The sequence below is a fragment of the Roseobacter sp. N2S genome (assembly GCF_031454055.1).
Classification (GTDB): Bacteria; Pseudomonadota; Alphaproteobacteria; order Rhodobacterales; family Rhodobacteraceae; genus Amylibacter.
In genome coordinates, this window is record NZ_JAVDQB010000017.1 from 59,351 (window position 1) to 71,039 (window position 11,689).

Annotated in this window: 11 protein-coding genes; 7 read left to right on the plus strand and 4 right to left on the minus strand. The window is 56.6% G+C overall.

Features of this window, described 5'->3' with window-relative positions; translation table 11 throughout:
* Positions 1–1,362 carry a leishmanolysin-related zinc metalloendopeptidase gene (locus tag GGE09_RS22690; protein WP_309748340.1) on the minus strand — a complete coding sequence of 454 codons (1,362 nt, stop codon included), beginning with the start codon at positions 1,360–1,362 and terminating at the stop codon, positions 1–3.
* A 768-nt stretch (positions 1,363–2,130) separates the two neighbouring features.
* Here GGE09_RS22690 and GGE09_RS22695 point away from each other — a divergent pair.
* Positions 2,131–2,409, plus strand: a complete 279-nt coding sequence (locus GGE09_RS22695; RefSeq protein WP_309748341.1) for a type II toxin-antitoxin system death-on-curing family toxin — start codon at positions 2,131–2,133, stop codon at positions 2,407–2,409.
* A 48-nt stretch (positions 2,410–2,457) separates the two neighbouring features.
* On the opposite strand, the gene GGE09_RS22700 is transcribed toward GGE09_RS22695, so the two are convergent.
* Entirely contained in the window at positions 2,458–3,453 is a 996-nt protein-coding gene (locus GGE09_RS22700) for a replication initiator protein A (RefSeq protein ID WP_309748342.1), read from the minus strand.
* A gap of 494 nt (positions 3,454–3,947) precedes the next feature.
* On the opposite strand from GGE09_RS22700, the gene GGE09_RS22705 reads away from it, so the two are divergent.
* The 5 genes from GGE09_RS22705 (at position 3,948) to GGE09_RS22725 (ending at position 8,379) form a co-directional block, all read left to right on the plus strand.
* Entirely contained in the window at positions 3,948–5,336 is a 1,389-nt protein-coding gene (locus tag GGE09_RS22705) for an AAA family ATPase (RefSeq protein ID WP_309748343.1), read from the plus strand.
* A gap of 105 nt (positions 5,337–5,441) precedes the next feature.
* Positions 5,442–6,452 carry a ParB N-terminal domain-containing protein gene (locus GGE09_RS22710; protein ID WP_309748344.1) on the plus strand — a complete coding sequence of 337 codons (1,011 nt, stop codon included), beginning with the start codon at positions 5,442–5,444 and terminating at the stop codon, positions 6,450–6,452.
* A 168-nt stretch (positions 6,453–6,620) separates the two neighbouring features.
* Entirely contained in the window at positions 6,621–7,052 is a 432-nt protein-coding gene (locus tag GGE09_RS22715; protein ID WP_309748345.1) for a hypothetical protein, read from the plus strand.
* A 120-nt stretch (positions 7,053–7,172) separates the two neighbouring features.
* A complete protein-coding gene (locus GGE09_RS22720; protein ID WP_309748346.1) occupies positions 7,173–7,880 on the plus strand; it encodes a YoaK family protein in 708 nt (235 codons plus the stop codon).
* Positions 7,881–7,986: 106 nt separating this feature from the next.
* Entirely contained in the window at positions 7,987–8,379 is a 393-nt protein-coding gene (locus GGE09_RS22725; RefSeq protein WP_309748347.1) for a GFA family protein, read from the plus strand.
* A 43-nt stretch (positions 8,380–8,422) separates the two neighbouring features.
* On the opposite strand, the gene GGE09_RS22730 is transcribed toward GGE09_RS22725, so the two are convergent.
* The gene (locus GGE09_RS22730; protein ID WP_309748348.1) at positions 8,423–9,019 is read right to left on the minus strand and encodes a hypothetical protein; all 597 of its coding nucleotides are present in this window, start codon (positions 9,017–9,019) and stop codon (positions 8,423–8,425) included.
* 288 nt (positions 9,020–9,307) lie between these two features.
* Entirely contained in the window at positions 9,308–10,273 is a 966-nt protein-coding gene (locus GGE09_RS22735) for a DUF2793 domain-containing protein (protein ID WP_309748349.1), read from the minus strand.
* Between the two features lie 236 nt (positions 10,274–10,509).
* Here GGE09_RS22735 and glf point away from each other — a divergent pair, with 236 nt between their 5' ends.
* Positions 10,510–11,682, plus strand: a complete 1,173-nt coding sequence (gene glf, locus GGE09_RS22740; RefSeq protein ID WP_309748350.1) for a UDP-galactopyranose mutase — start codon at positions 10,510–10,512, stop codon at positions 11,680–11,682.
* The last annotated feature ends 7 nt before the right edge of the window (positions 11,683–11,689 follow it).

The window sequence follows — 11,689 nt, forward strand, 5'->3', positions numbered from 1 at the left end:
TCAGGCAAACACATCCAAAAGCGGGTCTGCTGGTATCGTACCTGTCAAATCGGTTGCGCTATAAGGATTGTCGAACACAGTATCATAGCCCATATCCTCTAGGGCCGCGATCGTCATATCCGACACAAAACTACCGGTATCAACATAGCCTGTCATAATCTCCTGATCGAACAGCAGTTCATCCCAATGACCTCCTGCGGTCCCCGATCCGCCATCAGCTTCAACCGGCACCCCGAACAAAGAGCCTGAATCAGCGCCCGCGACATCCGGAAATTCAGTCTGATAGGTGTCGGTGGCGTTCGCGCCGGTAAAGCGGATATCCCCCCCAGCGACAGAGCCGCTGGTAAGCCCCATCACTGTCCATAACGTGCCAAACCCCAGCGCATGAAGCATCTCATGCAAGACGATGCTTTCCCAGTTCCCAAGGCCAAGCTGGTTCTGAGCATCTGCACTGTCAAAGGTCATCGCACCTGTTGCAGACAGATACGTCCCATCGTTGCGCAGCGTGCGGGGACCCGCACTGCCAAGCGTCCCGCCGATGCCATCGATCGCACCCAAGGTAGCCGTGATCGTGATATCATCTATCGCCACACCATCAACAATGGTGTCGGGCAGATCGGCCAGGATGATTGTGCTAAGATAGTCAGAAGCCTCAATAAAGGCCTCCTGCAATTGGACCGTCCAGGTGCCGACGAAATCGATCATGACGTTATACGAGCTGCTTGCCACGCCACCACTTGTATAACTGGTCACGGGGCCGGTATTGGGCGGCAGGTCAGGCACAGCATCTATATCCCGGCCATATTCGGCATTCTCATCCCCTGGTGGTGGGCTTTGGGGCGTAACGTCAGGGGTGCCTGGAACGGAGCCCGTTGGGCGGCCCATATCCGTGGGGGCTGCCGGTGTTACTGGTGGATCAAGGGGCGGGGGTGCAGGATCGGGGTCTGTATCCACGGACGGGGTGGCAGGGGCAGGATCAGGCACCGGATCAGAGCGACCATCCCCGCTGGCATTCAAGGCACTGGTATCCAAGGTACTGGCACGGTTGTTATCCAGTGTACTTTCATCCGCATTATCCCGCCCTACGGCGCGGTCTGTAGCTGGTTCCTCCTCACGTACAGGTTCCAAGGGGGCCCCAAAAGACTGGCGCGCCTGGGGGTCGTATCCTGTGATCACATCTGAAATGTCAGAGTCCTGACCTGGCCCCGGATCCGCTCCGCCCCTTTGCATACCATTTGCGTCAGGCAGGCCCGTTGCGTCAGACAGGCCCCTGCGATCCTGCAAAACATCAGTCCCCACACGTTCGACGAACACAGCCCCTTGGCGAACGCCATTTGGTGCCATAAATTCGGTGCGGGCCATAGACCGACTGGATCCCTGAAAAGCCATTTTTGTAACCTCATAAAAAAATATACCCAAAGCGTAGCACCAATTTTTTGAATCTGAAACGATTACATTTGAACACGACAAAGGGTCTTATGGCTGCATTCCAAAGATCAAAAAACGCCCCCCCCCTGCACGAAGCGCCGCCCGCGCCCCCACAACTCTCCCCCTGATGCTTCACACTGCGCAGACGCCCCCTCCCAGCAAGACACTCCTTCGGGTTCAGCACCAGATATCAGACCCCGCCGAGCCCGTCAGCACATCGCCGTGTTTCTTCCTGTAATGCCGTGTCACCATAGCCCCGCAATCTAGGGCAATGGTTTAAAAAATCTGCAAAGGAGTAACGGGCATTTTAGGTAAATGCGGGGGGATTCTACGCTAGATGATTGACGCATGTGTGCTGACAGCGAGTTCACAAAGCGCATGTATTAGAACGCTGTGATAAGATACCGTTGATATATTCGTTTGTAGTGTACATGTATTGGACAACAAAGGATGGGAAAATGACCACAAATAAAAGGACCTCCGTTACGGGGGGAATGCTTACCAAGCCCCAAAAGTCAAAGTCTGCTGCAGCAAGTGCCCTCACACAGCCTCCTCGGTCCAGTATGACTGTGACAGCCAAATCCGGGTTGGTTATCAGTCGCACTGTCAAAACCCACAGAGAGGCGCTTAAGCGGTTGGCCGATCGGTAATCGACACTATAGGGTAACACTGGCCGATGCAGTACACGCCAATAGTGTCTGTGTGGAGGAGTTCGGGGGACTTCATGGTGAACATGACGTTGATAAACTGCTTGGGGCATTAGGCCGCCCTTACCACGGCTATCACAAAAGAATTTGGGCGAAAGGTGCCGCCTTATTACACGCCATTGCCACCGCGCACGGGTTCTCCGACGGGAACAAACGCACGTCCCTTCTTCTGCTATTCCTGCTTTACGAACGCAGTGACTACGGGCTGGAAACCTATGAAGAGGATCGATGGGATGATGTGGTTGTGAATGTGGTCACTGGCGCAATGCCCTAAGAACAGCTTGAAGCCTTTTTAAAAGAGCGCACGGTTCGGTTCGAATAATCACCCCACCTTACGCTTCACCCAGCCTAAAAACGCCCCGTCCGCGCTGCGTAGTTTTTGGCGGCCGCTGGTGGCCCACCAAGACACCCATTCGGCCTCTAGTGCGTAGATATCCCAGTTGGGGGCCAGTGCGCGGGCTTGGTCCAGGGCTTTGGCGGAAATCACCGGTTTTTCGTTTGGCTCCAGCACCACATTGCGCGGGGCGACGCGGATCACGTCGCCGTCGTCTTCGAACAATTGGTAGTCGGGCAGATGGTCGGCGGCGATCATATCGCGGATCATTTTGCGAAACACGCGGCGGGGCGAATTGGATCCCGATTTTTTCAGCAGGGTTTCCAGACCCACCCGCCATTCCCGCTGGCGGCCGCAATGTTTGCGCGCGATTTCATAGATCCGCCGCTCCAGCGGTTTGCGCAGGCGAAAGTAATCCCGTGACAGGGTGAGCACGGATTTTGACGCAATGGCGCGAAACAGCCAGTCCGACAGTTTGACCGAAACACTGACCATCCGCCCCCGTCCGGTTTTGCGCACGATCTCCCAGCTTTCAATCAGGCCAAAGCCGCTGGTGGTTTCATGATCTCCCGTGACGATATTGGTGGTGATGCGTGTCCCTGCCAGACGTTCAAACGCCTCGCGCAGGCGCTTGTAGCCATCCCCCGAGGTTTCGCGGTTTGTCGCCACCAGCAGGTCATGGGCTTTAAGGTGCAGCACCTGGCTGACCGCCCGCCCCGCATTGATGCCCGCCATCAGCTGGCTCATGCAATAGATCAGGATGTCCTTGTCATGCAGCGTCGCCAAACCCCGCACAGAAGGCGTAATCTCAATCACATTTTGCCCGTGTTCATAGCGCAGGATGCGCCGGTCGGGGCGGGTAGACAGGGAAAACAAAGGATGCTCCATGGACGCAAGATCGCTTTTGGGAAGCGCGTCAAACACATCACATAAAAAGAAATCCGCGGTGGGATAGCGGTCGGGTAACAGCCCTGCTGTTGTCATAATACTGCCTGCCTGCGCGCCCCTTCTGGATGGGCTTTGCGCGTTTTCATCTGCTCGTTTTACTGCTTTGCCACATATGCCCGCTCTACCGCTTGCCCCTGTTTTCAGGGTGCAGAGCTGCGAATCTTAACGTGGTTTTAGTGACACCCACGCTAGGGGCGGCTGTGGATAAAAGCAACCAAAGCAAACGTGGTATTGGAATCGCCCCAGCGTGGTATCAGAGTCACCTAAACGTGGTATCAGATTCACATAGCTTTCCAGAAAGGCGGATTCAGCCTATTAAAACAAGGTTCTATAAAGATGCTCCAGTTCCCGTAACTTATAAATAACAGAATTTATAACTAAGTCTTTTGGCTATCGTGATAAATTTGCCAGCCTAAACCCCGCTGAACCCCCTGTATTTGCTTAGAAAATAAGGTTTTTGTGCTGATAATTCTTTCATATGCTGTCTTTTGCGGTATATTGGGGGAAAAGCAGCACATACAGGCAAACTCATGGCACAGGCATCGCTACCTCCATATTACAACATCTCTCCGGATTCTGCATTGGCCGAACTTGGCGATCCCGTCGCAACATCCGATTTCGCCCATGTGGCCGAGGTCTGTACACGGGGCCGCGAAGACCTGATGTCACGGGGGCATTTGCTGGATGGCAAAAAATCCCTGCGGCTGTTTTCAACATGGGAGATCACCAAATATCTGATCCCCGTGGCCACCCCCCATTTCCGCCGTGTGCTGAAAGCCAATCCCAACCTGCCCCAGGGCGAAAGCGAAACCGATGGGGGGGCCAAGTGGTTTACGCTGGATGAGGTTCTGCGCTTGCGGGCCCATTTTGCCACCGAAGGATCCAAGGCCAAGGAATACACCCCCTACCGCCCCAAAGGCCTGCCCGCCAAAATCGCCGCTGTGGCCAATTTCAAGGGCGGTGTGGGCAAAACCAGCACAGCGGCTCATCTGGCCATGTCAGCGGCGCTGGACGGCTACAGGGTGCTGGTGATTGATCTGGACAGTCAGGGGTCCATGACCTCGATCTTTGGGGGCACGGTGAAAGATGAATGGGACACGGTGTTCCCGCTGATCGCGCGGGATTATGCCACCGACCTGCAAGCCGAAAACCGGCGCCGTGCGGATCGCGGTGATGCGCCCCTGCCGCTGGACGACACCATGACCGAGGCGCTGGGGATCACTGCCCAAGACATCACCCAGAAAACCCACTGGCCCAATATTGATCTGATCGGGGCGCAGTTGAACCTGTATTGGGCCGAATTCCAAATCCCCGTCTGGCGCATGGGGCTGAAAAGCTGGAAGCTGTGGGACGCGCTGACCAATGCGCTGGAGCGGGACGGGGTGTTGGACAATTACGATCTGGTGATTTTGGACACCCCCCCTGCCCTTGGCTATCTGACCATCAACGGGCTGACCGCAGCGGATATTCTGATGGTGCCCATGGGGGCGTCTTTCCTTGAATTTGATTCAACGGGGCGGTTTTTTGATATGCTGCACGCCACCTTCAATTCCATCGAGGAGGGTGAGAACATGGCCGCGCGCGCACTGGGGCGCGACGAAATCCGCTTTGAATGGGATGCGGTGCGCACCGTCATCACCCGCTATGACAGCGGCCAGCAGGCGGAGCTGGCGTCTTTGATGCAGGCCTATATGGGGCGGTTCATGACCCCCTACCGGCAGGATTTCACCGCATTGGTCGGGCAGGCAGGGGAACAAGTCAACGGCATCTACGAAGCAGACTACCGGGATTTCAACCGCGAGACCTATGCCCGCGGGCGCGAAACATTCGATCAGACCTATGCCATGTTCAAAAAACTGCTGATCGGCAGTTGGCGGCGGGACGAGGTGGCGGCGCACGCTGCGGATACCAAATCCTAATGCCCGCCATGCGAAAGATGTGCCGCGCCAAACGGGGGCAAAAGACCCTGTTTTATCGTATTCAAGACACCAGTTGCGTGTCCTTAGACCGAAAGGGATAACATCATGGCCCGCAAAAGACTGGCCCCTGCCAAGCCCGATTTCCTGACCCAAGACTCCCCTGCCCCCCATGGGGGCGCTCAGCCGGCAACCCGTATGACCGGACCGCCGATTGCACAGGTTGCCGCCGAAGCCTCTGCCCAATCCGCGCTGCAAGGGCTGGCGGATGATGTCAGCCGCGCGCGCGCTGCGGGTAAGATGATCCTTGATATTCCCCTGTCCGAGATTGCGCCGGATTATCTGGCGCGCGATCGCATCGGGGTGGACGGCGAGGAAATGAAGGCGCTGATGGATTCCATCGCCAAAAACGGCCAGCGCACCCCGATTGAGGTGATGCAGATTGAGGGCCCGTTTCAATACGGTCTGATTTCGGGCTGGCGCAGGTTGATGGCGCTGGAACTGTTGCACAAGGACAGCCCCAACAGCGGGCGGTTTGCCACGGTGCAGGCACTGCTGCGCAAGCCCGATGCTTCGGCGGATGCTTATGTGGCCATGGTCGAGGAAAACGAAATCCGCGTCGGGCTCAGCTATTATGAACGGGCCAGCGTGGCCGCCGAAGCGGTGAAACGGGGGGTGTTTGAAACCGAGAAACAGGCGCTGCTGACCCTGTTTGCCACTGCCAGCCGCCCCAAGCGATCCCGCATCCGCTCTTTCATCGAAATCTACCACGCCCTTGGCGACCGGCTGCGCTATCCCAGCCATATCCCCGAACGGCTGGGCCTGTCTTTGGTCGAAGCCCTGCGCAGCGATGCGGGCATGGCCGAAAAAATCCGCACCGGACTGGTTGAAAAACCCACCCATTCCCCCAATGCCGAGATCGCCCTTCTGTCCCGATTAAGCGCCCCACCAAAAGTGGTAAAAGAGTCAAATGTTCCGCGCGCGGAACATTTGGAGCAGCATCTGGAAAATGGTCTGGTGCTGTCTTTGCGGGGCGAAAAGATTGAAATCAGCGGCAAACCCATGGACGCAGAAACACTAGCCCGCGTGGCGGAACTGTTGGGGAGTGAGCCGTTTTAGGGTCTAAGGTGAGGGGTTGAGAGTGTGAAAGGGGGGCTGCGGCCCCTTTTTTGTGTTTGGGGATAAGCCTGATGTCTTCCCCTAAAGAGCGGGCCCTAAAGAGCGGGCCCTAAAGAGCGGGGGCTCATCGGCGTAGCATCCAAACGCGATGTCGGCTAAAAATGGGATATGAAAAGGACCTTGCACATCAAATCCATTCTGTGTCTGCTGTGGCTTGGCGTGCCTGCGGTGTCTTACGGGGCAGAACAGGCGGGCTGTGCAATCTCTTTGTCGAAATTTTCGTGGGTGCTGCAAAAGGGCGGGCCTTATGATCAGTTGAATTCTGATAAGTCCGGCTCGGAGTTACATGGGGTGAAATGTGATGAAGCCGAAATAATCAACTGGTTTGAAGCCAACGCCTGGAGGCATCAAAAAACGGTGTCCCCCAAAGGTGCGTCCTTTGGCGGTGGGTCACAAGAATATCGCGCGGATCGGGGGGTGGTGTTTTGTTTGCCGCGCCGGTTCCTGTTTAGATTGCTGACGGGCGGGTGTTCGGCGCAGGTTAGTGTCTTGCTGTTTCAAGGGAAGATCACACATTTAACCGCAGGGCCAACACTTTAGAACCGCCAGCGCGCGGATAAAATCTGTATGCTGGCCCTGCCACATAAGTGTCTAAATGTTCCGCGCGCGGAACATTTGGGCCGCAGACAACAGGCCAGGGCCCGTTTGTGAGGGACGATAATGCTGATTAAAGTTGGCGATGATCGCAGTTCAAATATTGATCTGGTGCTGGCAGGCCTGCTGTCATCCACGGCGGGGGCGCTGAATGCTGTGGGGTTTCTGATTGCCGGATCGTTTACCGCAAATATGACGGGGAATATTTCGGCCTCTGCGGACCAGCTTGCGAATGGTGCGGTGCTGGTCTCGCTGTCTTTTCTGGGGCTGGTGGTTGCGTTTATCTGTGGGGCGGGCATGGCGGCCCTTGTGATCCAGACCGGCGAGCGGCGGCAGATCCGCTCGGTCTATGCTTTGGCGATTGCAGCCGAGGCGATGATCCTGTTGCTGCTGGGGGCGACGCTTGTGCTATCGTCTGCGGCGGCTTTTTCCATGGGGCATGAAACGTTTCTGGTTATTGTTCTAAGCTTTGTTATGGGGCTGCAAAATGCGGTTACCACGATGATCTCGCGGGCGCGGGTGCGCACGACCCATGTGTCGGGCATGGCAACGGACATCGGGATTGAACTGGCCGCATTGGTCGGAGAGCAGGGCGCGCGGCGCGATGCGGGGGAAAAGCTGAAACTACACAGCCTGACACTCGCCTGTTTTGCCATTGGCGGTGTCTGCGGCGCGCTGGTGTTTCAGCTGGTGGGAAGCTGGCTGTTTGTGATCGCGGCCGCGGTGTTGCTGCTGATCGCTGTACCCGAAGCCCTGCGCGCCCATCGCGCCTGAGCGGGCTGTGAAGACTCTAAATGTTCCGCGCGCGGAACATTTGGGACGGGGTTTACCTGATTGGCGGGGGCTGGCAGGGTTACTGCGAAGGATAAAGGAGAGTCTTATGGATCGCTTCACAGGGGGGTGTTTGTGTGGCGCTGTTCGGGTGGTGGCCGAGGGGCGGCCTTACCGCGTTGGGCTGTGCCATTGTCTGGATTGCCGCAAGCACCACGGCGCGGTGTTTTACGGCGCGGCGGTGTTTGACACGGGCGCGGTGACGGTCTCGGGGGAGGTTAGCGCGTATAAGGGGCGGTGTTTCTGCCCGCGCTGTGGCGGCTCGGTCTTTGCCCGCAGCGGGGATGAGGTAGAGGTCCATCTGGGGGCTTTGGATCAGGCGAACCAGCTAAAGCCGACCTATGAAAGCTGGACCATCCACCGCGAGTCCTGGCTGCCTGAATGTGTGGGGACCAAGACCTATGAACGGGGGCGGGAGCAGGCGGGGCGGTTTGAGGATTAGGCCAGAGGGGGAGAGGGCGGCTGCATTGACGCCAAGATCGACATTACATCACCATGCGATGAAATCCGAAAAGGAGTATTGCCGCCCCGTAAGTCGCGAGCCAAACTTGACCGAACAATAAGACCCGAACCAAACGGGATTGAACGCCAGAAATAATCAGGCTTGAGAAAACGTATGCCACAGGCAGGGCTACAAAAATGAATGCCCAAAATGGCCATTCCTGAAAGAGTGTCGAAAAGCGCCAAACCAGTTCTGAAATAGTTACGGGGCTCTGACCACTGAAATGAACAGAAAATAGCCCAAGAAAAGTGAAGGGCATTGGCCCGACAAGCACCAAGGGAACGCATAGAGCTAAGACAAAAGCGCTCAGAACGCGCGCGGTATTCAGGCGAAACACCGCGCACGCCCTGCTGCGGTTCGCCCAAAATAGAACCGCCAGAGACCCCAACCCCATACCAAGCAACGCACTTGCGATCAGGATGGCAATCGGATGGTTAGGCCGTGCCCCTCCCCAACGTCGTATTTCAGGAAACAGGCCGCGCGCCTCAGTATCGAACACCAGAAAAAACGTGGCAATCAAGATGGATAGAATAGCCCCAAGCCGTAATGCGGGCCGGACCGTGTATCGAATGGTGCTCACTTCAAACCTTCTTTTGTGCTTATAGGCATCGTTTGCTAAATTAGGTTGGCGAAGACGTGGAGGTTCGTAAAGGGGATATGGGTTCAATGGCCAGACGGGATAAGTGGGTTGCCGTTTTTTCAAATGTGGTGCTGAAACGGTCTGCATTGCATTCCACGATTAAAGACGCTCCATTTATGACGCCTCTTAAATGATGTATCAACGCAAATATCATTGGGCAATTTTTCGCTTTTCTAGGCTTACCCCCCCCCAAATGTTCCGCGCGCGGAACATTTGGGGGCTGATCTGTTACAACCCGCCCAAGAACGTATAGGAATAGGTCCATGTGTTGGAATAGCGGTTCTCGATCTGCAGCTGGCCTGCTTTGACGGCAAGGCTGCTGGAATTCACTGTGCCGGTGGTGCCGGTCAGCACCGCCGTGCCAAGGTTGCTGAAGCTGGCCCCTGTATAGATGCTGTCGCAGGCCAGTGATCCGCCTGTATCATAACAAAAGATACCGCTGTGGCTGGTTTGGGGATAGCTGGCGTGGACCACGGTGATCAGCACAAAGCCCCCCGCGCTCGGGGTGTCGATCAGGCCGACGGTGTCTGTGTCGATGGCGATTTTGCCGCTGGTCAGGCATTTGGCCTTGGTGGTGGCGGTGGCGGGATCAAAGGAGAGGGCGGTGTCAAAGCTGGCGCCATCCGCGCTGACCTTGATGCTGAAAGCGTCATTCCCCGCCAGCCCCATTTCGGCGCGTCCCGACCAGTTGTCCTGAAACAGCAGGGATGCGGTATCGGGAACGCTGGCTTTGTTGATTTTCAACTGGTGCCCTGCCCCGTCGTGGCTGAGCAGTGTGGCATCCCCTGCCACGGCCAGCGGGTTGGTGCTGTTGGATGTGGTGTTGATGCCGATGCCTGTTACGTTTTGCAGGATGACGCTGTTGCCCCAATCCGTGCCGTCAAAGGTGATGCTGGCGGCTTCATCCAGCGCATAGGCGCGCCAGCCCGCTTTGGCGGGGGTAAAGACCCATGCAGCGCCCTGCCAGACCGTGATGGCGCCGTCCTGCGCCGCCCAGTCACCGCTGGCCCCTGTGCCCACCACATAGCAGTCTCCGGTGGCGGGGCTTGCGGGCGGTGTGCTGATGCCCCGGCTGATCACGGTCAGTTGCACCAGACGGTCCAGCATCTGGATCGATTCATTATGGGTGACGTGTTTTTGCGCCTGTGCCGGCAGGATATAGGGCAGGTTCAGGATCGGGGATGTATCTGGCATGGGAAAGGCTCCGCTGTGGGGGAAAATTCGCGCCACATTAATCACAAGCCGTCAAGCATCCCTGAACGGGGCGGACGGCGCGGTGAGGGGGTGTTAACCTGTTGCGGATCGGCCTGTATCGGCGGGGTACAGCAGGGCCTGCGCAGGGGCCAGCCTTGACCCGAAGGCGGCAATGTGAAACGGGGATGCCGTAACAATTGGCGCTTCTGTGGCGCTGCATATGAAGTTAAATATTAATGCGGGATACATTGGGCATGTCGGAACAAAATCTATTGATGGTGGGGGCAGGGCTGTCTGGCGCTGTGATCGGGCGCAAACTGGCCGAGGCAGGCCATACGGTGACCATCGTGGATACGCGGGATCATATTGCGGGCAACTGCCACACCGAACGGGACGCAGACAGCGGCGTGATGGTGCATATCTACGGGCCGCATATTTTCCACACCGATGATGAACAGGTCTGGGACTATGTGAACCGGTTCCAGCGTTTCATGCCCTATAAGAACCGCGTGAAAACCACCAGCCGCGGGCAGGTGTTTTCCCTGCCGGTGAACCTGCACACGATCAACCAGTTTTTCGACAAGACCATGCGCCCCGACGAGGCCCATGCCTTTATCACTGAAGAACAGGCCGATACCAGCATCACCGATCCCCAGACATTCGAAGAACAAGCCATGCGCTTTGTGGGTAAGGATCTGTATGAGGCGTTCTTCAAGGGCTACACCATGAAGCAGTGGGGCTGTCATCCGTCCGAGTTGCCAGCGTCCATTCTGAAACGCCTGCCGGTGCGGTTCAACTATGATGACAACTATTTCTTCCACAAATTTCAGGGCATGCCGGAAAACGGCTATACCGAAATGGTGGCGGGAATTCTGGATCACCCCAATATCACCGTGCATCTGTCCACCAGCTTTGATCGCAGTCAGGTCGCAGACTATGACCATGTGTTTTATTCCGGCCAGCTGGATGGCTATTACGGCTATGATCTAGGGCGTCTGGGCTATCGGACGCTCGATTTTGAACGCTTTACCTATGACGGGGATTATCAGGGCTGCGCGGTGATGAACTACGGCGAAGTGGACGTGCCTTATACCCGCATCACCGAGCACAAGCATTTCTCCCCATGGGAGACACATACGGGATCGGTATGTTATAAAGAATTCAGCCGTGAATGTGGCGAACAGGATATTCCCTATTATCCGATTCGCCTGATGGATGAAAAAGACATGCTGCAAGACTATGTAAGCCGTGCCAAAGCGGAAACCAAAGTCACCTTTGTGGGGCGGCTTGGGACCTATCGCTATCTGGATATGGATGTCACCATCCGCGAGGCTTTGGACACGGCGGATGTGTTCCTGAACGCAACCGAGGCCGCGCCCATGCCCGCATTTGTCAAAGCGCCCCTGTAAGGCAATG